Source organism: Streptomyces flavalbus (genome assembly GCF_042674625.1).
Taxonomy (GTDB): domain Bacteria; phylum Actinomycetota; class Actinomycetes; order Streptomycetales; family Streptomycetaceae; genus Streptomyces; species Streptomyces flavalbus.
In genome coordinates this window covers 3,460,617-3,482,054 of the sequence record NZ_JBHTEB010000001.1, presented here as the reverse complement: position 1 = coordinate 3,482,054, position 21,438 = coordinate 3,460,617, and the positions used below count along the sequence as shown (strand labels likewise).

The following is a 21,438-nucleotide window of genomic DNA, read 5'->3' as shown; positions in this document are numbered from 1 at the left end:
AAGGGGACTTGATGGACGAAGAGCAGTCAATCGAGGAGATTTGGGAAGGTCTCAGCGAGGAGGCTCGCGAGCTACTTTCCGAGGTTCTCGAGATCGAGAGGGAGAATCTACACTTCCTCAAGCCGGAAGGCATCGTCGACACGATCATTGCGAAGGTTGAGGGGATCGTCAAATGAAGATTGAGGAGATTAGCCTGCTCAACTTCCGCAATTACCGCGGCGAGCAGCGTCTTGTCTTTACTACCGCCCCGGACAAGAACGTGACGATGGTCTTCGGCACGAACGGCGGAGGCAAGACGACCCTCCTCAATGCGTGCACATGGGCCCTCTTCGGGGAACTCAGTCTCGACTTTGAAGAACAAGAAACGCTCATCAACTCTGAGGTTTGGTCCGAGGCCAAGGAGGGAGACCAGGTACCGGTTTCGGTTACTCTTCTATTCGAGCACGATGGAAAGAGGCACCGTGTAACTCGACATCGCCTTGGAATCAAGAATGGATCGGAGCAGAATCTCGGCAAAGTATCCTTTGACGTACGTGTAGAGGAACCTGGAGGCGCGTGGACACGGGTCCCGAATCCAACTAGCAGGATCGAAAAGATCCTCCCTAGCCGTCTGAAGTGGTTCTTCTTCATCAACGGTGAGCGCATCGAGAATCTCGCTAAGCCAGAAGCTTATTCGGAGATCCAGTCTGCGATCAAGACTGTCGTCGGAATTGAACCCCTGGAGCGCGGTGTTCGTCACCTGTCCCAGGCCCGGAACAAAATGCGGCACAAATTGAGGTCTGAAGAGGACGGCGAGATCGCTATCGACAGAGTCAACAGCGAGATCGACGATCTTCAGGCCGAGCAAAAGGAAAAGCAAGAGGAGCTCGATGAGCTTAAGTCGGATATCGCGCATCTCGAGACAGAACTGGATAGCGTCGATACCCGTCTTCGTTCGCTCGAAGGTGTAGCGGAACTTCAGCGAAGCAGGCTTCGGTTCGAGGAACTACAGAAGGACGCCAAAGCAGCGCTCAACGAACAGCTAGAGTCGCGCCGGCGCCTTATCCGCACCAAGGGGTTCACGGCATTTCTTCCGGGGTTTGCAGAGCAGATCCGCGCTGCATGCGCCGCGCTTAGGGAGAAAGGGCAGCTACCGGCACCTCTTAAGCGAACCTTCGTCGAGGATCTCCTCAGGGATGCGGAATGCATCTGTGGAACTCACTTGACTGATGGAAGTCCGGAGCGGGCCAAGATCCAAGAATGGCTGGAGCGAGCGGGTCTTGCTCAGGTTGAGGGTGCTTGGATGACCCTCCAAGGAGCTATGGCCACTCTGGACGACAACCGTAAGTCGCTCGTCGACGAGTTGGCGAGCGCCGATGCTGCTGTTGCCAAGAGTCGCAAAACTCTGCAGGAAATCGGTGCTGAGCTGGACGAGGTGACGAGTAAAATCAAGAACCTCCCTGGAGAAGATCACGCGAGGCTGGAAGCAAGGCGTGACGAACTGCGGAGCACTATCAGGGAGAAGACGTGGCGTCAGGGGGCCGTACAGGAACGGCTCGATTCTCTGGCGTCATCCTTGGAAAAGAAGGCGACTCTTGCAGAGAAGCTTGAGTTCAAGAACGCGGCAAACAAGAGGATTCAACATCGCATCAGGGTCCTGCGCGAGGCCGAGGAGGCTTTGGAGAAAACGAGAGACCTGATCTCTCAGCGGACACGCCGCAGTCTTGACGCACGTATCCGAAAAGTCTTTGAGCGTTCCTCGCTAAAGGACTACGTGCCTGAGATCACGCAAGATTTCGAGCTCAACCTCTGGATCGGCAGGGGAGATGAGCGTCGGCGTGCGCCTAAGTCAACAGGCGAAAACATGCTGCTGTCTCTTGCATTCGTCGCTGCCCTGGCTGAGGAGTGCCGGAGCGTCGCACAAAACGACAGCAGGGCAATGAGCGACATGAGCGACTTTCCTGTTGTCTTGGACGCCGCGTTTGGGAACCTAGACATCGATTACCGGCGAAGGGTAGCCGACTTCCTACCCAAGATGGCGTCACAAGTAGTCGTGCTGACGAGTAGGTCCAAGCAGAAGGTGCTGCGGAAGATCAGCTAGCGCCATTCGTTGGGAAGCAGTACGTCATCACGACCCACACCAAGAAGGCTGGTGTGGCGGACGTAACTGAAACGATCAATGTGGATGGGCGTGACTACAAGTATCAGGTGGTCGGCTCCTCCTTCAACGGAGCCGTATTGACGGAGGTCGAGGCGTGACGACAGAAGTCCTTCCGGGTGAGCTGCGCGTTCGCAGGCCGAAAGACAAAGAAGAGCTCATCCTTCAATTGCTTGTCCCCCCGGAAGGCGAAGGTCTCTTTGGAACCCGGGCTGAGGTCCTGGTTTTTGCTGCAGCACTCGGGTGGTCCCGGAACAGCCGTGTCGAATTGAAGGAGTTCGCCGAACCCATCAGGTTCGAGGTCTTCAGGAAGATGCCCACTGTAGAGGCGTTCATAGAAGGGCTGGCTGTAATGGCCGAGCCTGGCAACCCTGAGATCCTCAGTGATGCACGGGCATCTGACCGCCTCCGGATCTTTGAGGAGTACGCCAACGGCGGGCTCGCAGTGATCCGGGGCGAGCTGAACACGACCAGGGCCACCGCTGCCGATGCTCTGATTGACCTGGTAAGAGACGCGTCCGAGGCCAACCGGGACAAGGCGAGCAAGGTGCCTGCCGACATCCGCAAGATCCTCTCACGCCCCGACTGGTCGTGAGTAGGAGCTGAGACTGCCGTACAGGACCACTCGTCCCGTACGAGCACACGGCGGTGCCAGCTTAACGAGATCTGTCTCGTTGTGCTGGCGCTCGGAGGGATCGGCGGCTCCCTGGGCCAACAGGGAGCCGCCGGAATGATCGATCCACCGGCTAATGGAGGAACAATCAACACCGAGAGTACGGGGCGCAGCCCCGGAGTGAGAACTGCCCGATCCGCTGAACGGCGTGATTTGCGTCCTGTGTCCAGCCATGACCTGATCGCCTACCTGGCTGCCCTGATCATCGCCGCGGCTCCACCTGCTGGGCTGCTCGTGAGCGGTCAGCACAGTCCGACGGTCGTCCTGGCAACCGCGGCGGGCACAACGAGCGCCGGCGTGATCTTCGGCTCATGGGCTCGCTTCAGGAGGTCCAACCGGAGTGACGCTCCACGGACTCAGCGTGGTGGCCACCTCAGGTACGGCACTGGCAAGGGGCTGGACATCGGCTTCGCATGGGGTATGAGCGAGCGGGAGGAGAACGTCAAGGAATAGCCAGTGTGGGGTGATCACCCTGACAGTGGATGATCACCCCACAAGGTGATGGGATGCTCAGGCGAGCGCTTCCCCCACCAGGTCTTGGATGTTGCGCAGGTCCTTGCGACCTGCGAGATAACCAACGCCACGCTGGAGGTGGACGTGCAGCGTCCGGGACAAGGCTTCCTCTGAGGGATCTTCGCCGTCCGCGGCACACCGTTGCTTGAGAAGTGCGAGGTAGATGTCGCCGTACGTGGTACCGGCGAAGGTCCTCCAGTCCATCTCCACGTTGGAGTCGCTGGCGACTTCCTTCACGAGTGGAGTTGAGGGATCTTGCAGGGACATGACGAGCGCCCAGCGGCACAGGATGTTCCAGTTCCTGATCCCGGTAGTCCGCTTCAGCCGCACAAGCTGGTCCTTGGACTGCTGGGACAGCCGAATGGTGTCAAGCGACATGCGCGGTTCCTCCCGTCCACCAGTAACCCCCTGCCACCGACGTGGTGAAAGTCGTTTCGTCGTGCTCAAGCGTGTACATGTGAGCGATGGCGGGCCTTAGCTTCTTGAGGAGCGGTTCGTCGATCTCCTCGTCGGTCGAAAGAAGCAGGACCTGATGGCTTGCCTGAGGGAAGTACCGCTCCACGAGATGTTCGCGATGCTTGCTGTCCAAGCGTCCCAGCGGGGTGTCGATGACGCTGGGCAGCCAGTTGCCGGCCACGCGAGCCAGGCCCCACAGGAGGGAGATCGCGAGGAGCTGCCGCTCGCCGGCGCTAAGGCGGCTGGGGTCCAGTTCCTCTCCTTCGGAATCAACGAGCGTGAGGCGGAACTTGTCCGCTGTGTTGATTCGGAGATCCCTCACGAGACCACTCTTACGCATCAGCCGATTGAAGCTGTCGAGAACGGCAACTTCCAATCGATTAATATGGTGCTGCAGAACGGCCTTCTTAAATTTATCCAGAGTGTCGCGGTAGCGATCAGAATAAGCAATGATCCGTGCTGATCGTTCAGCCTTCTCGATGCTGCGCAGTCGCCCCTTAAGGGCGTGCTCGAGCTCCGACTTCAGGTTCTCGTGGTGCCTTTGAATCGCGACCAAGTGCTCAGATGCCGCATTGAGCTCAGCCTCGAGTAGAGCGACTTTTCGAACAGCCCTGTCCCTATCGGCAAGACGCTTGGCAATGGCATCTTCTTGTGGGACAGCCCCGAGCATTCGATCTAGCGTTTCCTGGCGCTGGCGAAGTTCCTGCGCCTGTGCGAGAGCAGCTTGGGCCCGCTGCCGCTCATGTTCCAGCACGCTGTCCAGGGCAGTCAGTTGATTGAACGTCTTCTCGGACACGCCGAGGATCTGTGGTGTGACAGAACTTTCTCGTCGACGCTCTCGATCTTCTGCGAGCTTCTTGAGGACAGAATTCCTCGTCTCTTCCGACAGGAATTCAGAGAGAAGTTCCTGGAACCACGTGTCTCGCTTCTCCAGAGCGTCGACAACCTGCTTAGCTTCAGCCGCTTCCTTCTCTCTCAGGGTCTGCTCACGGATTTCCTCGATCTGAGGACGAACAAGGAGGAGCGGGAGAGCGCCCGCGGCAATGTCGTGACGGAGCGCCTCCTCGGCCTGAGCAAGCTGCTTTGCAACGGCCTTGCTTTCGTTGTCGAGTGCCGTCCGCTGCTGGAATAGTTCGCCCCCTTCCTTCTCGAAGGCGTGGTTAGCCGCAACAAGATCCTTCTGCGCTTTATCAAGAGCGTTGCGCTTGGCGCCCTCTAGCTGTTTGGCGTCGTCGATTTGCTGGACAGCTTGATCCAACTCTTCTTGCAGCTCATGAATACGGTCGATAACCTTCTGATCTTCATTTGTGAGCCTGTGTCGTCGCTGAAGCCCGAGAAGGTCCGAGCGCAATTGCTCGATAGTATTCACGCCGAGGAGTGACTGGACCGCAGATTCAATCACGGTCGCGGCACGCTCCGGATCCGCCAGTGACTCGATCTTCTCGCCATCGAAGAAGAACAGCGAAGCGACTTCCAGTGGGAGTAGGTCCTCAACGTAGTCAGCCCAGTTCTGGCCAGCGACTGGATCAACCTTTCCGTCGATCAGTACCGTGGTGAACTCGTTAAGAGTCTTGCCGCTGGTCTTCCAGCTGCGGTGCAGTTTGTAAAGGCGTTCCTCATTATCAACCGTGATCGTGAACTCAAGGGCAATGCTGGCACCCTTGGCGGGATCGGCCTTGCGGTTGATACTTTCTCGGAGGTAAGCCTCGTACGGCCTGTTACCTCGTCCGCTGCATCGGGCTCGAGCGCCATAGAGCACTAGTTGGATGGCGTCGAGCAGCGTTGTCTTGCCGCAGCCGTTCAGCCCACCGATGAGAACGATCGGCTTCTCGGGCGACGTCGTAAGGTCAAGAGTATGTGACCCCCGGTAGGCGCCAAAGTCTTGGAGGGTGAGGCTACGCAGAAGCATCGGTGCTCGCTTCGTCAATAGAGAAGAGGGGGCTGTCACGACGGTTGTGTCGGCGTCGTGCGAACTCGACGGCATCTTCTTCGTTTTCGTAGAAGCCCTTCTCGATGGCGGACTCCAACGCTTCGAAGAGGTCCGAGCGACGGGTCATGGTGCGGAAGCGGCGCTCGACCCCCAGGAGTTCGCGCACGGTGGAGAAGTGGAGCTCGTCACCCTCGCAGACTTCCCGGAGAAGGTTGATTTCCTCAGCGCCAATGGCGAGGTGCTCGTCCAGGGGGCGTCCAGGAAACTCTTCCTGGGTCTCTTCCTTGTAGATGCGAGGAAGTGAATCTTCGACCTCATGCTTTTCAAAGACCCAGATCCGCCGGATCTCGTGAAGCTCCTCCATGGTGATGAGCTCGATGCTGCGTACGTGCTCCGGGACCTTGGGGTTCCTTCGGATGTACGTCTGTGCCCGGAGTAGCTTGCGCAGCCACTCCTCACGCGCTTCCTGCGTGTATGGTCCCGGAACATTCCGGTCGTTGAACAGCTGGATGGTGCCGTTCATCTTCCGGAAGTCCCGCAAGTGACGGTCATCAGCAATGTCCAACTCGTTCCGGAGCTTCAACAGCGGACGCATCCAGAGCTTTTCTTCATCGTTCTGGATCATTGCAGCCATCGACTTGTCCTTCTCGACAAGCGTGCACGTCCAGCACCCGAAGCGGCTGTCGCCGCAGGACGGTGTACTGTCGTCGACCACCAGCGGACACTCGCCATCGCTGGAGGCGCCCTGGTACATCGTGAGGAGGTCCTCGTTATCGACGCCCCAAGCATTGGCCTCCTGCATGAGGAACATCCAGACCTCGTCATTGCTCCAGTCCTCAATAGGGCTGTAGACGAGTGAGTTGGGCAGGTTGCCGTTAGGGGAGAGCCGATCGCGGACGCGCCGTTTCTCCTGCTTGGCCATGGCCTTCGCCCGTGCTTGGCTCTCAGCCTTGCGGATGCCAAGCACCAGAATCGCTTCGCCATGCCGCCGAACGACGCGTCGAATGAAGCTGTTGGATGGCCTGATCTTGAGACGTTCGGTGCACCAGCGGAACTTCGGGCGAGGAGCCGGATAACCGCGGCCGATCAACCCGACCCAGAACGTGTCCTTGACTTCCGGAGTGAGTCGATGAGGTTCGATGGGGAGGCCCTGAGACTCGGCGGCTGTGCGCATCGTCTCGAGTGACTGGGTGACCCAGCTCGCGACAATGGGGTTCTCCACCAAGGTGTCCGTACTGATGACGTGCACCGGCTTCGTACGCCTCTCGGCGGGTAGCCCTTGGAGGGCGAGCCACACCAGCTGTAGCACCGCGGTGGAGTCCTTTCCACCGCTGTACCCGACCACCCAGGGGACTTCGTCGGCCGTATAGAGCTCGCGGATCTCCTCAGTGAGCTCGGCGACGACCTCCGAGAGGCTACGTCCCTCGAAGGGCTTCCGACGCGTCGGCGTGCTCATACGTCTCCTCGCAAGTAGGCGTCCTCGAGCTCCTGTTCTTCTGGCGTCAGCTCAAGGCCGATGTGGCGGCGCAGATAATTGACTGTGAGCGCGAGGTGCTGCTGGCTCTTCTGTACACGGCCGGCGGACATGGCCCGGCCTTCCCAGGCCGGGTTGTTCCGTGACCAGTCCACTGCGCTTAGGCGTTTCAGTCGTGCACGCCACCTCGACGGGCTCGTCGATTCGTGGAGCAAGCTGTTTCCTAGGCGTCCGAGGGCGTGCAGGGCGATGCCGTGGCTGTGAATGTAGTCGCGGCGCACGTCAGGTGCGGACAGAACGCGCTGGCGTACGAGCGCCCAGTCGGGGATCTGTGCATCGACAGCTTCCCAGTATGCCTGAGCGAGAGCAGCGGCCTTGTCCCTCTCGACCTTCAGCCCTTGCAGAAGGCACCGGGTGCCGGAGTGCAGGGCGCTCAGCGTGAAGAGCTTCCGCGAGCGCTTGGAGAGGTTGCTGCTCTCCATCTCGATGTGGCCCCTGAACACGGGAGAACTCATCGCGAGGAGGCGAGTGATGTTAGCCAAGTCGTCGCGGTGGTCGTAGAGGACACCGATGGACCGAGCTGGACGAACAGCGTGTCTGTTCAAGTCCGCGAACATCTGCTGACATCTCTTCAGCCCGGCATCGTGGAAGAAAACCACAGCGATGGTCTCGTGCCCGAGGTCGGGGTTCTCCCGTAGCGCCTGCTCGATCGCAGCACGGCGATGCTGGCCATCGTTGATGAGGAAGCGAGCTGACATCGGGATGCGGATCTGTCCGGCACGCATCCCCAACCCACTGTCCGTTATGCCTTCAAAGCGCATTTCGCCATCAACTGACGCAGTAAGCGCACTGAAGACATAGTCGTCCGGATTGTCGAGCAGGTAGCGCGTCAGCGCCGGCAGTCGCCCCTTGTTCAGCACACGCTGAGCCCGCAACTCGGCAGGGAGCTCGACGTCGTCGAACAGGAAGATGCGCGGGATCAGTCGCAGGGGGCACATCGAGACGTAGAACTCGCGCCCGGCTTGGACGCCGCGGATGGCCGGAAAGACGTAGTCGAAACCAGCAGACGTCGTCTCGTCAGCAGTCTTCGTCGATGTGTGAGAGTCCACACGCGGAACGCTATCGTACGGAAGCGAAATGACGTGCGCAGGGTGCCAAAGTTACGTTCAAAAGTAGGGTGAGGTCCGTGGTTACGTATCTGGATGCAGCAGCAACGACTCGGGTGGACCCTCGCGTGGCGGACGTCGTCATGCACTGGATGACCGAGGACTTCGGCAACGCAGGTAGCCGCACTCACGACTACGGAACCCGCGCCAGGAAGGCGGTACAGCAGGCACGCGAGTACCTCGCCAGCACCGTTGACGCGGAGGCATCCGAACTGATCTTCACGAGCGGCGCTACAGAGAGCAACAACATCGCCCTGCTAGGGCTTGCCCCTTACGGCGAGAAGAGTGGCCGACGTCACATCATCACGTCCGCGATCGAGCACAAGGCTGTCATCGAACCGTTGGAGCACCTTGCATCCCGGGGCTTCGAGGTCGAGTTCCTCAGCCCAGGGTCATCAGGCCGGCTGAGGGCCGATGCGGTGATGGAGAGGGTGCGCCCCGACACGCTGCTCGTCTCCCTCATGCACGTGAACAACGAGACTGGCGTGATTCAACCAGTCACCGAACTCGCGCACATGCTCCGGAAGACACAGACGTACCTACACGTTGATGCCGCTCAGGGGTACGGGAAGGTGCCTGAGGACCTGAAGGCACCCATCGACATGATCAGCATCAGCGGGCACAAGGTCGGTGCTCCGAAGGGGGTAGGTGCCCTCGTTGTGCGGCTGAGAGAGTTCGAAGCCATCCCGCTCGAGCCGATCATGTTCGGTGGAGGGCAAGAGTGGAAGCTTCGCCCTGGCACCCTCCCTGTACCGCTCGTCATGGGACTCGCCGAGGCTGCGAAGATCTTCCACTCTGAGCACAAGGCGTGGAACAAGCGCGCGCTTCAGGTCCGCCAACGGCTACTTGACGGGCTGCAGAAGACTCAGTTCCGCATCAACGGCGACCAAGAGCACACTGTGCCTCACATCCTCAACCTGTACTTCGAAGGTGTGAGCGCTGAGGCACTCATTGTGGGCTTGAAGGAACAGGTGGCCGTGGCCACGGGCTCCGCCTGCACGAGCGCTTCCTACACGCCGAGCCATGTGCTTGCTGCCATGGGGCTGCCGCGCAACGTGGCTCGCAACGGTCTCCGGCTCTCGTGGTTCCCTGAGCAGGCGGAAGACCTAGACGTCGACGAGCTGGTTAAGGCAATCACGAGGCTACAGGCATGATCACTGGGAGGCATCCCGCCGGATCAAGCGGTGGCCCCGCAGTTGCCGGCCACACCTGACGAGTTCAGCCTCCCAACCGTTCTCCGTCCCGATGAGGTGGGGGCGCTCGTAGAGTCCGGCTCTCACCTCTGAATCGGTCAGTCGCTTATACATAGGTACGTCGGGGTCGTCTGAGGGCAGAAACTCGTGCTTGCGGTGCAGTAGTGGCCGGTTGGTCGACTTCGCGTACGACATGTGGGAAGTCTCTAGCGACTGCAGATCCACCATGTATGAGGACCGGATACGCGGGTGGGGGTCTGTATCGAAGTCCGGGTAGTCCAGCCACGACGCGGCGCGGCCCTGGTGCTTCAACTTGACCACTGTCCATTCCTGCGGGCGTCCAGCAGCGATCGACGCGCAGTGCTCGTAAAGCCGCAGCACCGTGGGCATATGGTCGACCGCGCGTCGGTGGACGTACAGCGCCGTTGGTGTCAGTTTTCCGACCTGCGAAGCGTTCATCGCCCCTCGTACGTAACCATCGTCACGGAGCTTGAGGAGCATCCGATCCGAGCGCTTACAAGCCTCCTTGTAGGACGTGAAGAAGGCGCGTACGTCGAGCTGCACACTGATCGGGAGGCTACTGAAGGGGCCGCGGCCGTTGAAGAGCTCCACGGCCAGGTACAGAAGTGTGTTCAGAGTCGAACGTTTCGCTCCTTCTGCGACCTTCTCCTGGTCAGCGGAGTCGCGGACGAGTCGCTTGAGCTCATTCGGTTTGAAGTGGGCGAGGAGCTCGGCTGTCGTGCGCGGCATCTCATCGATCCTGGGTAGCCGACCCCGCCGCTCCACGTAGTCCACGATCGCTGTAATCGCTGATGCCGTGTCTTCGGAAGAGAGCCACTCGGCATCCGGAACAATGCGCTGGGCGAGGTAGCTGAGGCGCGCGGCGTCGTCCTTGAACGCATAGACAATGCCCGGGGCTGCTGAGACGACTCGAGCACCAGTGACGTCCTCAACGTAGGAGCGCAACTCGCTCGAGCCATAGAGGTGCTGGAAGGTCTGCCGACTGGTGCGCAATCCGTCGCTGAACGCCTCGCCCTTGACCTTGGACTTCTCCCAGGTGAGACGGGCCGACACGATCAGGATCGTTGTCGCGAGCTCCCAAGCCTGCTCAAGTGTCGTTCGGCGTTCCGCCGGGTCCTCAATCACATTCAGGACGTATGTAAGGAGGACGACCGACGATGGCTCGACTCGTGCCTCTGGCCGGTAGTACGGGTCCCAGCCGACGATCCTGCAATCAAGCCGCTCCAAAGCTCGGACGTCATCGCCCCGGCCACAGCCATAGTCGAGAATCGTTCGGTCTTGGGTGAGCTGCCTGTCAGCGAGCGCCTGTCGCGCCGGGACGGACAAGTTGGCACGGCTGATAGCCGTGCGACGCCGATCACTCTTCCAGGTCTGTCGCATCAAGCCTCGCTGCATCTCTCCTGCCGGTAGGCAGCGTAGTCAGACCGACCGCATAGCACGACGGCTTCGGAAGGTACTCGCACAAATGAGTGTCCCGGGCCACCGACGCCGGTGGGCGATGGCAAGCAATCAGCAGAGCCTGCTCAACGTGAAGAGGCGTCTGTCAGGAGAACAGATAGCCTGAGAGGCCAATCTCTTCATTATCAGCGTGGATGGCGCAGAGGCGCTCTTGACCAAGGTCCATCAGCGCTGTTCCGCTTGGGGAGTCGGGGCGTCGGACTCGGGGGTTGCCTTCGTGGCCAGGTCGGTTGTCAGTGCGCGGTGTCTCGTCACCTGCACCGGGACGGAATCGGCCGCTCCCCCGATCGCTGGGGACTTCGCATGAGACTCCGGCGCGGTATCGCGATCGCCGTCGTAGCCGCAGGCGGCGCTGTGACCACCCTCTTGGTGGGGCTCGTCACGAACGCCGTGTCCGATGAGTCGCGGTGGCCCGGCTGGCTGGGTTGGTTACAGGAGCACGCCTGGTTCTCGTTCGTCGTGCTGGGCGTGACGATGGCGGGGCTGACGGCCCTGCTCGCCGGGCTCTCCGAGACGCGGGATCCCCTCCCGCCGATGCGAGCGGACGATGGAGCGGGGCCGGGGGCCGCCCAGGTGCTGCGTTCGTTGCCGCGCGACACCGCCGCGTTCACCGACCGTGCCACGGAGCTGGAGCAGCTGGTGGGTTCGGTGCGGGCCTCGCAGGAGCGTGGCGAGCCGCTGCCCGTTCACGTGATCGACGGGATGCCCGGCGCCGGGAAGACCACCTTCGCCGTACACGCCGGCCACCTGCTCTCCGAGCGGTTCCCCGACGGGCAGCTCTTCGTGAACCTCAACGGGCACACGCCGGGGCGCACGCCGGTACAGGCCGGCGAGGCACTCGCCTCGCTTCTCGCTGCCGTCGGCGTGCCGACCCCGCAGATACCCGTCGGCGACGACGTCGGAGCGGTCACGGAGGCCCGGGCCGCCATGTGGCGGAGCAGGCTCGCCGACAAGAAGGCACTGCTGATTCTCGACAACGCGGCCAGCTATCGGCAGCTGGAGCCGCTGCTCCCCGGTGGGAGTGGATGCCTGGTGCTGGTGACCAGCCGGAAGCGGCTGGTGGCGAACGAGGAGGTGGTCATGTCGGTGGACGCGCTGCCGCCGGATCACGCTGTCGACCTCTTCGTGCGGCTGAGTGGGCGGTCGGCCGATGCGCTCGACCGGGGTGTGGTGGGCGAGTTGGTGCGGCTGTGCGGGTGTCTGCCGCTGGGGGTGTCGCTTCTCGCGGCACGGCTGCGGCATCATCCGTCGTGGTCCGCCGAGGACCTGCGTGGGCGGCTGGTGGCGGCACGGGATCGGCTGGGAGAGCTGCGGGCCGGGGAGCGAGCCGTCACGGCGACGTTCGACCTCTCCTACCGGGATCTCGCTCCGGAGCGGCAGCGCTTCTTCCAGCGGCTCGGCTTCTTCCCGGGTACCGACCTCGACGCGCACGTGGGTGCGGCCCTGGGCGAGGTCTCGGTCGCGATGGCCCGTCGGCACCTCGAAGCGCTCTACGACGACCACCTGATCGACGAGCACCCGGGGAGCCGATATCGGCTGCACGATCTCTTACGCGACTACGCTCGCGGTCTCGCCGCCGAGGGGGACAGCATGGACCACGTACGGGCCGTTGAACGTGTGTGCACCTATTATCTGGCCGCTCTCGCCGTCGCGAACGGGCACATCGTGCGCAGCGGGGCCATGATGCCGACAGCGCCGGACGGCGCGTCGGGGGTGGAGACCCCGGCCCTGGAATCGCGGGCGGACGTCCTGAGCTGGCTGGAGACCGAGCGGGCCAACATCCTCGCCTGCGTCCGGCGGGCGAACGGTCTCGCCCTGTACGACCTCGTGGTCCGGCTCGCCGCCGCCATGGCACCCTTCCTGCGCCAGGCCGGCCCTTGGGACCAGGCCGTCGGGCTCCATCGGACCGCCGCCGAGGCCGCCCGGCACACCGGCGACCAGCGGGCGCTGGGCGATGCCCTCGCCGAGCTCGGTGTCGTACGCCGCTTCATGGCCGCCTACCCGCAGGCGATCGAGGCCCTCAACGACGCCGTGGCGGCGTACGAGGCGGTCGACGACCGGCGCGGCAAGGCGGACGCTCTGAACCAGCTCGGCATCGTCTGGTACCTGACCGCGGACAACGAGGACGCGGCCCGCGCCCAGACCGAGGCCCTCGCGCTTTACCGCGAGCTGGGGTACCGGCTCGGGCAGGCGAACGCGCTCGCGGATCTCGGCATGACACACCGGCAGATGAGCCGGTTCGACGCCGCGGTGGAGGCGCAGAGCGAGGCCCTGGCGATCTACCGGGAGCTCGGTGACCGGTACGGGGAGGCGAATTCCCTGCGGGACCTCGGCGTCGTGCACTGCCTCACGGGGGCGTACGACCTGGCCGCCCGGCATCACCAGGACGCGTTCGACATCTACCTGGAGCTGGACGACCGTGTGCACCAGGCTTACGCGCTGAACGAGTCGGGCGTCGTCCGACGGCTCACCGGGGACGTCGAGGGAGCGCGGACGGCGCACAGCCAGGCCCTGGCGTATTTCACCGAGCTCGGTGAACGGTTCGGCCGCGCGAACAGCGTCCGCCACCTTGGCGTCGTGGAGCGCGTGTCCGGGAACGCGACGGAGGCGATCCGGCTGCTGGAGGAGGCCCTGGACGCCTACCGCGAGCTCGGCAGCCGTGGGGGTGAGGCCGCCTCGTTGAGTGAGCTGGGCGTGGCGCGCGGCATCGTCGGTGAGCACGATGGTGCGATCGAGGCGTTCGAACGCGGTGTGGCCATCCTGCGGGGGCTTGGTGACCGGTGCGGCGAGGCCGAGCTGCTGAACCACAGGGGGACGCTGCTGCTCACCTCGGGTGACCCGGCGGCCGGCCGTCGGCACTTCGACCAGGCGCTCGCGCTCGCGCGGGACATCCGCTGCCCGCTGGAAGAGGCGCGATCGCTGGAGGGCATCGGCCGCTGCGAGTGGACGGTCGACGGGCCCGGCCACGGTGTGGCCTCGCTGCGAGCAGCCGTGACCGTGTACCGGCGCTTGGGGGTGCGCGCGGCCGTGGACGACATCGAACGACTGCTGGCGCCGCGGTCTGGTTGACGTCGTGCCCATGTGGCTGAATTCCCTGTCCATGGCTTGCTGTTGAGGATGCTACGTTTCCGGCTGATCTGTCGCTTCAACCCCATCGCACCGTGCCGGCCCGGCACGTACCTCACGAGGAGCGTTGAATGCCGGCACCCACGTCCGTCACTGAGCCACGCACCATCACGTGCGTCGACCCGGCGTTCGCGGAGCCGACGGTGGCCGGCACCGCGGTCCTGGACCGCGTGGCCGCCCGCGTCCGGCAGCGGCTCGAGGCCGAGGAGAGCGCAACGGCTCGGGTCGGTGACGGTGCCCACGCGGCCTCGCTCATCTGGCCCTGGCCGCTGTGAGCGTGTCCGCTCGATGACAGAACCCGAAGGCCCCGTTCCCTTCAGGACGTTCATCCTCAAGGTCGCCAACCGCTGCAACATCGACTGCGACTACTGCTTCGTCTTCAACTCCAGGGACCAGACAGCGCGGCGCCTGCCCGCCCGAATGGACCTCGCTGTGGCCCGGGCTGCGGCCCGGCGGATCGGTGAACACGCCGCCGCGCACCGTCTTCGGACCGTCCACGTCGTACTGCACGGCGGCGAGCCGCTTCTCGTCGGCGTCGGGCACATGGCCGATCTGCTGGAGGCCGTCCGGGACGCCGCGCCGACCGGAACCCGTGTCCTCTTCGGGCTCCAGACCAACGGGACTCTTCTGTCCGACGCCTGGCTGGACCTCTTCGAACGGTACGAGGTCGCGGTCGGCGTCAGCCTCGACGGACCGCCGCGTGCGAATGACCGGCACCGGCTGACCCACGCCGGGCGGTCGAGCGCCGACTCCGCCGTCCGCGGCATCGAACTCCTGCGGTCGCGGCCGCGCCTGTTCGCGGGACTGCTCGCCGTCGTGGACCTGGCCAACGACCCCGTGGAGGTCCACGACTACCTGGCTGCGTTCGAACCGCCCGTGACCGACTTCGGCCTGCCGCACGCGACCCACGACGACCCGCCGCTCCGGGCCGACCCGAGCGTGCCCGAGTACGGGCTGTGGATGAGCCGGGTGTACGACGCCTGGCTCGCCCGGTCCGATTACCGGCACAGCGTCCGGATGCTGGAGGACATTGTGGCCCTCAGCTCCGGCGTGCGCGGTTCGGTGGAGACGCTCGGACTGGCTCCGCCGACGAGCGTCGTGATCGAGTCCGACGGCTCCGTCGAGGCTGTGGACACCCTGCGGTCGGTCGAGGAGGGCGCCTCCTGGCTCGGGCTCGACGTCCTTCGCCACTCCTTCGACGAGGCTCTGATCCGAAGCTGCTGCACCGGCAGCAGGGCAAGAACGCGCTCGCCGAGCAGTGCCGCGCCTGCCCGCTCGTGGACGTGTGCGGCGGTGGCTACCTGCCGCACCGCTTCAGTGCCGCCCAGGGTTACCGGAACCCGTCCGTCTACTGCGCGGACCTGGAGTACCTCATCCGACACGTCCAGGGCTCCCTGCGGCGACACGGCTGGAACCCTCACGCGCAGGCCGTCTCGTCGCCGTAGGCGCGTGTGCCGTACCGCCATGGGGCATGACGCGTTGGAGCGAGTGCAGCAGTGACCGAAGCTACCGAGGAACGACAGGAGGCGCCGATGACCGTGACGATCCGCCCTGCGGAGAAGCGGGACGTCCCGGCCGTGGCCGAGCTGATCGAGGAGATCGAGCGGTTCTACGGCGCGGCTGACACGGATATCCAGCCACTGGAGGAACGCCGCACCCAGGTCGAGGAGGCGCTGTTCGGCTCGCCGTCGCTGGCCTCCGCGCTGCTCGTCGAGGACGAGACCGGGGATGTCGTCGGGCTCGCCGCCTACTCGTTCCTCTGGCCGGCCGCCGGTTCCTCGCACTCCCTGTTCCTCAAGGAGCTGTACGTCCGTGACACGCTCCGGCGGCAGGGCGTTGGTGCCCGTCTCATGGACGAACTCCGCGCCATCGCCGGCGCGCGGACCGGGTGCAGCCGTGTGGAGTGGATGACCGACAGGGACAACCCAGGGGCACGGGCCTTCTACAAGTCACTCGGGTTCGCCGAGTTCGACGGGAAGATCGTCTACCGGGTCGAATCCGGCACCGCGTGAGGGTGGTACGAGGCGAGTGGAAGTAGAGCGCTGCGACGAGTGCGGCAGCAAGGTCGTCATCGGGCTCGGATGCGAATGTCTGCCGGGCACGTCCGCGTCGGCGTCGGCTGCCCCGCGTTCGGTGAGTACGTTCGTGAAGAGGGAGTGGCGCACTCACTCGGAGGACACGATCCTGATCTCCCCGGCGCAGATCGCGCACCGGCCCGGATGGTGTGACCACATGAGCGAGGACGACGTACAGCCGCCGCGCTGGGGATGGATCCCGAATCCTCCGCCCGTGCTCTGGGAGCGGTTGAGCAGTGCTTCTCCGGCGACGGCCACCGCGGGCAATCGGAAGCGGCGGGCCGTGCGAAGGTGCACCACCTGTGAGGCGAACCTCGCTCAGGGCTGACCACCGCGCTGCAGTATCGCTCTGCTCTCGCTTCGACGGGCGCGGCCTCACCCGTCAAGGCCGCGCTCGCCTGCGTTGGGATCAGTAGCTGATGACGAGCCGCGCCGAGGGCCGGTCGATGACGGCTCCGTCGGCGAGGTCGCTCTCCGGTGTGTCCGCGGGGTAGGCCGTGACCACGGGTTCCGCGGTCCGGGCCGGGCTCCAGGCGCGGATCTGCGCGCAGATCCGCTCGGCGAGATCGGCGCCGGCCGGTCCGTAACCCACGGCTCCCAGCCGGAACCGAGGTTCTCCCCCAGCGTCTTCGCCGGTCCGCTCCAGAGTGAGGTACGCGATGGAGTCCCGCTCGACGAGTTTTCTCCGGGCGGGGCTGTGACCTGCGAAAACGTCGACTGCGTGGTGCCTGGCCTGGGAAAACACCCCTCGGTAGCTCTCACGTGTTCGCGGGGTTTCCCGGCCTCATGTGTGCTGAATCCGTTCTGGCTGGCTTCTTCCCGACAAGCGGTCAGCGACCAGCGAGGTCGTCGGCAAGAGAGTGGGACAGGGCGTATCACCAATTGGGAACTGGTTGCCATCCGTGCTGATCATGTCCGACCGCGGTGCCGTCGAGCACGGGCGCCGGGCGGCACTGGTGAGCGCCGCCCGGGTGTTGCGACACCGAGGGAGTCGGCCGGGGGCGTTAGGGGTTCGACAGGGCCAGGCGGTTGACCGTCGACTGTTTCCAGGCCGGGTAGAAACGCGTGGTCCGGGTCGGTGCGAGCGTTCTTGGCGCGCTCGGGTATTGGGAGGATACGGCGTCGATTCAGCTCAGCCACATCGATCAGGGGTGCGGCCACGATGCGCTCGAGTAAGTCCGCCTGCTGCGGCTCCAGGGCAGTTAGGTGACTGAGCACGGCGAGCATCTCCACGAGTTCTCGACTCCACTCGTGCTCCCAGTGCTCGGGGCGCTCGCGGTCGAGTTCGCTGGTCACCTTGCCAGCAGTGCGGTTGCTGCGGTAGGCGAGCCAGCTGTCGAGTACGTTGCGCCCGCCGGTGGTGTAGTTGCGCATGCGCGGCGTGACGCCAGTGAAGACGCCCCCCTCGATGATCAGTTGCTTGCTTTCGGAGTCGTAGGTGATCGTGGAAGGGAGCGCATCAGGCGCGACTTCTTGGGCGTACGTGATCTCGGGATGCAGGCGTCGCCACCAGCTGGATGTGCCTGCGGGGCGGCCGTCATCTGGGCTGATGCTTCTTGTGCCGAAGGTGGAGGCCCACAGAATGTGGTGTCCCAGGCTGACAGCCTCATGCCAGAGGCCACTGGCGGCGGTCAAGGGAAGGCGTACGCCGAGTGAGTTGAGGTCGTCTGCATAGCGCTTGGTGAAGGCCGGGTGGGCGGTGACGGCAGCGATGTAGGCGATCAGGTCCTCGGGGAGTACGTCCTGGAGCCCGTAGGAGTTGGCGAGGTGGTGTAACAGCCCTGGAGTGATGTTGGGGGTGCGGTCGGCGTGCATGAGTGGCAGCACACGGCCGCCGTTTCCCTTGAAGTAGTCATTGTCGGGGATGAGGGCGGTGAAGAGTAGCGCTGGGCCGGTTTGTAGGCGTTGAGTGTGCTGTTCGACGACAAAGACCTGGCCGTCAATGTCGGCCTGCCACAGCTCGGGGCGGGAGAAGTCGATGACACGGCCGTCGGGTATGAGCCACTGGCGATCAAAGGCTCTGCGGGCGATGCGTATTGGAGCGGGACAGGGGCCCTGCTCAACTCGGAGGAGTGTCGGCGGGTGGGGATGACCGGGGATCTGGACGGCTTCCTTGTCCAGGGTGCGGTCGCGGGTTTCTTTGAACAGTTCCTGCTTCGTGGAGGGGTTGCGTTCTTGGATGAGGCGGTTCCAACGTCGTCGGAGGAGCGCTTTCGAGGGGCTGATGACCCAGTTCCGGTTGGGTTTGATGCCGGGTTTATGCCAGGGAAGGAGGTCGGTGAGGGCGGGGAAGGTGTCCCACCCACTCTGGGAGGCGGGTGTGAAGGGCACAGCCTCCGCACATCGTGACGTGCGCCAGCCGGGACCATTGATGTGTAAGTTGTGCAGTTGCTCTTCCTTGTTCCGGCGGGTGCCATAGACGGCTGCGTAGTGGATGGGGGCCAGTTCGTCCTGTGGCTGGCCTTTTCGGCGGACGAAGATGGCGATGGCCAACTCCTGCTGAACTCCAGGGAAGAAGCGGCTGTTGACCGGTGGCCTTTTGGTCTCGGGTGTGAGGTCGATAACCCAGCCCTCGGTGCAGTTACGCCGCAGGTAGGAGCGCATACCTTGGAAGCCCGCGCCGCGGATGAATCCACCGGTGCTGACGAAGCAGACGACACCATGTCGGTGGTCATCGTGCTGGTCGAAAACTTTGTGGGTGGCCCAGCGCCAAAAGTAGGTGCACAGGCTCTTTAGCTTGTTCTCGTACACGCCTGCCGCACCGCGCAGCCGGAACGCGTCCAAGGGCGGGGCGCCGCGGCCTGGGGAACCCTTCTCGATCCATCCACCCTGGCCTTCTGCCTGTTCGCGGTGGGGAGGGTTGCCAATGACCACGGTGATGCGTTCATTGCGCTGGATGGTGCTGGCAGCTTCGGCGTTATCCCGTAAAGGGCCCCACAAGGCACCGTATCGATCAAAGAGTTCGCTGGGCCGCCAGGGGTCAGCGAGCGTGTCGGCTAGGTGCAGTCGCATGTCACGCAGCCGGACCCGGGTATTGAGCCGGCGCAGCATCTGCCCGACGCGCATCTGTGCAACGGCGAAAGCGCCCATCTGCTTTTCGAAGCCGATCAGACGGCCTGCGAGTTCCTGGACGGATTCGGCGCGGAAGCCGTAATTGCCGCCCTCGGACTGTTTGTGGGCGACGAGATCGATGATGCCGGTGAGGAAGGTGCCGGTGCCCATGGCCGGGTCGATGATGGACACACCGGGGTCGGCGAAACCGTCTTGGCAACCCAGCGTGGTGATCAGCACTTCGTCGACAAGGCGGACCATCTCCTCCATCAGCGGCGCTGGGGTGTAATAGGTGCCGGAGTCCTTGCGGAGGTCGGGGTCGTACTCCTGCAGGAAGTGTTCGTAGAGGTGAATGTGGAAGCTGGGTTCGCTGGCCAGGGCGCTCTGCCAGTCGATGGCGTCGATGACGCGCACGAGCATGTCGAGGCTGTCGCGAAACTCTCCCTCGACCTGATCGGTGAGGATCTGCAGAGCGCGCCCCATGACGGAATGCTCCGCTCCCAGCCGACGGCCGACCTCATGCAGGCTCATCTTGGCCAGTGACCTGTCATGGCCATCGGCGGTGTCCGAGCTGGCGAGCAGGAGCGCGAAGGTGACGGATTGGGCATACCGGTCGGCGAAGGCCGCGCGTTTGTCCCGGTCATCGGTGGTGGGAAAGAGATCGACTTCGAGAGTGGAGGCCAAGTCAGTGAAGGGACGCTGGTGGCGTGGGAGACTGGCCTCGGCGTCGAGCCGGTCATGGACGGCATCGCGCAGGAGTGTGCACAGCGGGGCTACCTGAGCGACAACTTCCCGCATCGATGTCAGTGCATGCGGCTGCCAACTGAAGAACGCTGTCAGCATTGATACGAAGGCGGCTTCGCTGGCCACCGGTAGCCGCAGACGGGCGCCGGCAGTACGCAGATCGCCGTCGAGATGGATGGCGTCGCCGTATTGCCGCCCTGAGCGATACATGATCCAGGTCTGGCCGTTGGTGTAGATCAAGTTGGGGAGCTTCGCCATTCCCTCCCACTGCCGTCGATCACGTTGGTTCAGCCCGCCAGGATGAATCACGCTTTTGTCCGGGCTCTTCAGCTCGACGTAGCCGACGATGTTGCGAGATAGCTTCCCGATCCGCACAGCCAGGTCGGGGCGGATTCGGTGTGTGGCGACCGCTACCTCGGCATGCAGGACGGCTTGTAGCCCTAACACGTTCGCCGCGTCGACGAGAAGTGTCTCCACGGCGCGGCGGATCCCCGCTTCCTTCTGCCCGTGCAGCAATGCCTGCTTGCAGGCTGCGCCGAACTCGCTGATGATTCCCCGAAACCCGTCCCTGCGCTGCATCCCGCCCCCCAGAGGCCAGCACACTGCCGGTATCCAACTCAACACACGGTAAGCGTGACATCACCGAACGTCGAGAGGGTCTCAAGGCTGCGTACACCCACCGGCCTGCGACAGCGCCCCCTTCTCCCTGCACTGCGCTGGTTCCGGAAGCGTAGAGGCCCCTCCGTGATCTGGCGGAAGGGCCTCTGAACAGCGATTTGTTTGTGCCCGGCAGGATTCGAACCTGCGACACCCGCTTTAGGAGTGGGATTGGATCCTTGCCGGGGGGGACTGGCCCTGCCGTGTGGTGCTGTTCTGCCTGATCAGCGCCACACGTCACGGGGGTGTACCAGTCTGTGACGGCTAGTCCCACACCGTCCGCTCACGCATCGCTCACGCATGTGGGACGTTCTCACCTGCGGCGGAGCGAATGTCTCTGGGTAGCTATCGGACGTAAGCCCTCCCCTGGGCGGGATGTCGATGGCCTGTGTGAGCGGATTGTGCCGCTCCTGCGGGAGTGGGCGAGGCGGTTCAGGTACCCGGGTCGCAAGCCGGTCCCGGACCGGCAGATGCTGTGCGGGATCCTGTTCGTGCTGCACACCGGCGGCCAGTGGGAACACCTTCCCCAGGAGCTCGGCTTCGGGTTCGGTGTGGCGTGCTGGCGACGGCTGAGGGACTGGAACGAGGCCGGGGTCTGCAGCAGCTGCATGAGGTGCTACTGGCCGAGCAGGATGCCGCCACCCCCACCCGCCTCGACTGGTTGAGGGCAGTTGTCGACTCCAGCCATGTCAGAGCGTTGGAACTGGAATGCACCTCCACTCAGTGATCAGAAGTTGAGAGAGTGTGGCTGTATGACTCGGATT

At 63.6% G+C, this 21,438-nt stretch carries 15 protein-coding genes and 1 pseudogene; 9 read left to right on the top strand and 7 right to left on the bottom strand.

Annotated features, from left to right (window positions below):
- The first annotated feature begins 11 nt into the window (after nt 1–11).
- The 3 genes from ACFQZ6_RS15485 (at nt 12) to ACFQZ6_RS15475 (ending at nt 2,732) form a co-directional block, all read left to right on the top strand.
- Nucleotides 12–176: a hypothetical protein gene (locus ACFQZ6_RS15485; RefSeq protein WP_381608966.1), complete on the top strand. Its 165-nt coding sequence runs from the start codon at nt 12–14 to the stop codon at nt 174–176.
- Nucleotides 173–2,080 carry an AAA family ATPase gene (locus tag ACFQZ6_RS15480; protein ID WP_381608963.1) on the top strand — a complete coding sequence of 636 codons (1,908 nt, stop codon included), beginning with the start codon at nt 173–175 and terminating at the stop codon, nt 2,078–2,080. The genes ACFQZ6_RS15485 and ACFQZ6_RS15480 overlap by 4 nt, the downstream gene beginning before the upstream one ends.
- 154 nt (nt 2,081–2,234) lie before the next feature.
- Entirely contained in the window at nt 2,235–2,732 is a 498-nt protein-coding gene (locus tag ACFQZ6_RS15475; protein WP_381608960.1) for a DNA phosphorothioation-associated protein 4, read from the top strand.
- Between the two features lie 588 nt (nt 2,733–3,320).
- Here ACFQZ6_RS15475 and dndE read toward each other — a convergent pair.
- Genes dndE through dndB form a run of 4 tightly spaced genes read right to left on the bottom strand, consistent with a single transcriptional unit; the run spans nt 3,321 to nt 8,292 of the window.
- The gene (gene dndE, locus ACFQZ6_RS15470; protein WP_381608957.1) at nt 3,321–3,701 is read right to left on the bottom strand and encodes a DNA sulfur modification protein DndE; all 381 of its coding nucleotides are present in this window, start codon (nt 3,699–3,701) and stop codon (nt 3,321–3,323) included.
- On the bottom strand, nt 3,691–5,688 hold the full coding sequence (dndD, locus tag ACFQZ6_RS15465) for a DNA sulfur modification protein DndD (RefSeq protein WP_381608954.1): 1,998 nt from the start codon (nt 5,686–5,688) through the stop codon (nt 3,691–3,693). The genes dndE and dndD overlap by 11 nt, the downstream gene beginning before the upstream one ends.
- Nucleotides 5,675–7,165: a DNA phosphorothioation system sulfurtransferase DndC gene (gene dndC / locus ACFQZ6_RS15460; protein ID WP_381608951.1), complete on the bottom strand. Its 1,491-nt coding sequence runs from the start codon at nt 7,163–7,165 to the stop codon at nt 5,675–5,677. Before dndC ends, dndD begins: the two co-directional genes overlap by 14 nt.
- Entirely contained in the window at nt 7,162–8,292 is a 1,131-nt protein-coding gene (gene dndB, locus ACFQZ6_RS15455) for a DNA sulfur modification protein DndB (RefSeq protein ID WP_381608948.1), read from the bottom strand. Before dndB ends, dndC begins: the two co-directional genes overlap by 4 nt.
- Before the next feature lie 68 nt (nt 8,293–8,360).
- Between dndB and dndA the strand changes: the two genes are divergently transcribed.
- Nucleotides 8,361–9,503, top strand: a complete 1,143-nt coding sequence (dndA, locus tag ACFQZ6_RS15450; RefSeq protein WP_381608945.1) for a cysteine desulfurase DndA — start codon at nt 8,361–8,363, stop codon at nt 9,501–9,503.
- Here dndA and ACFQZ6_RS15445 read toward each other — a convergent pair whose 3' ends face one another.
- A complete protein-coding gene (locus ACFQZ6_RS15445) occupies nt 9,504–10,943 on the bottom strand; it encodes a DNA phosphorothioation-associated putative methyltransferase (RefSeq protein WP_381608942.1) in 1,440 nt (479 codons plus the stop codon).
- Between the two features lie 381 nt (nt 10,944–11,324).
- On the opposite strand from ACFQZ6_RS15445, the gene haaT reads away from it, so the two are divergent.
- The 4 genes from haaT (at nt 11,325) to haaN (ending at nt 16,159) form a co-directional block, all read left to right on the top strand.
- A complete protein-coding gene (haaT, locus tag ACFQZ6_RS15440; protein WP_381608939.1) occupies nt 11,325–14,090 on the top strand; it encodes a cyclophane-containing RiPP biosynthesis TPR protein HaaT in 2,766 nt (921 codons plus the stop codon).
- A 128-nt stretch (nt 14,091–14,218) separates the two neighbouring features.
- Entirely contained in the window at nt 14,219–14,422 is a 204-nt protein-coding gene (haaA, locus tag ACFQZ6_RS15435) for a HaaA family cyclophane-containing RiPP peptide (RefSeq protein ID WP_381608936.1), read from the top strand.
- Nucleotides 14,423–14,435: 13 nt separating this feature from the next.
- Nucleotides 14,436–15,647 (top strand): radical SAM protein, encoded by a 1,212-nt coding sequence (locus tag ACFQZ6_RS15430; protein WP_381608934.1) that lies wholly within the window; start codon nt 14,436–14,438, stop codon nt 15,645–15,647.
- A gap of 32 nt (nt 15,648–15,679) precedes the next feature.
- Entirely contained in the window at nt 15,680–16,159 is a 480-nt protein-coding gene (gene haaN, locus ACFQZ6_RS15425; RefSeq protein ID WP_381608933.1) for a cyclophane-containing RiPP N-acetyltransferase HaaN, read from the top strand.
- Between the two features lie 472 nt (nt 16,160–16,631).
- Here the strand turns inward: haaN and ACFQZ6_RS15420 are convergent, their stop codons facing one another.
- Together ACFQZ6_RS15420 and ACFQZ6_RS15415 are read right to left on the bottom strand one after the other, a co-directional pair.
- The gene (locus tag ACFQZ6_RS15420; protein WP_381608930.1) at nt 16,632–16,814 is read right to left on the bottom strand and encodes a hypothetical protein; all 183 of its coding nucleotides are present in this window, start codon (nt 16,812–16,814) and stop codon (nt 16,632–16,634) included.
- A 317-nt stretch (nt 16,815–17,131) separates the two neighbouring features.
- A complete protein-coding gene (locus tag ACFQZ6_RS15415) occupies nt 17,132–20,596 on the bottom strand; it encodes a type ISP restriction/modification enzyme (RefSeq protein WP_381608927.1) in 3,465 nt (1,154 codons plus the stop codon).
- 464 nt (nt 20,597–21,060) lie between these two features.
- Between ACFQZ6_RS15415 and ACFQZ6_RS15410 the strand changes: the two are divergent.
- A pseudogene (locus tag ACFQZ6_RS15410) lies at nt 21,061–21,374 on the top strand (transposase); the annotation flags it as partial.
- Between the last annotated feature and the right edge of the window lie 64 nt (nt 21,375–21,438).

Excerpts from the sequence above, each read along its gene's own strand:
- ACFQZ6_RS15485 (WP_381608966.1), top strand. The coding sequence starts at position 12 with ATGGACGAAGAGCAGTCAATCGAGGAGATTTGGGAAGGTCTCAGCGAG.
- ACFQZ6_RS15480 (WP_381608963.1), top strand. The coding sequence starts at position 173 with ATGAAGATTGAGGAGATTAGCCTGCTCAACTTCCGCAATTACCGCGGC.
- dndE (WP_381608957.1), bottom strand. The coding sequence starts at position 3,701 with ATGTCGCTTGACACCATTCGGCTGTCCCAGCAGTCCAAGGACCAGCTT.
- dndD (WP_381608954.1), bottom strand. The coding sequence starts at position 5,688 with ATGCTTCTGCGTAGCCTCACCCTCCAAGACTTTGGCGCCTACCGGGGG.
- dndC (WP_381608951.1), bottom strand. The coding sequence starts at position 7,165 with ATGAGCACGCCGACGCGTCGGAAGCCCTTCGAGGGACGTAGCCTCTCG.
- ACFQZ6_RS15445 (WP_381608942.1), bottom strand. The coding sequence starts at position 10,943 with ATGCGACAGACCTGGAAGAGTGATCGGCGTCGCACGGCTATCAGCCGT.
- haaT (WP_381608939.1), top strand. The coding sequence starts at position 11,325 with ATGAGACTCCGGCGCGGTATCGCGATCGCCGTCGTAGCCGCAGGCGGC.
- haaA (WP_381608936.1), top strand. The coding sequence starts at position 14,219 with ATGCCGGCACCCACGTCCGTCACTGAGCCACGCACCATCACGTGCGTC.
- ACFQZ6_RS15430 (WP_381608934.1), top strand. The coding sequence starts at position 14,436 with ATGACAGAACCCGAAGGCCCCGTTCCCTTCAGGACGTTCATCCTCAAG.
- haaN (WP_381608933.1), top strand. The coding sequence starts at position 15,680 with ATGACCGTGACGATCCGCCCTGCGGAGAAGCGGGACGTCCCGGCCGTG.
- ACFQZ6_RS15415 (WP_381608927.1), bottom strand. The coding sequence starts at position 20,596 with ATGCAGCGCAGGGACGGGTTTCGGGGAATCATCAGCGAGTTCGGCGCA.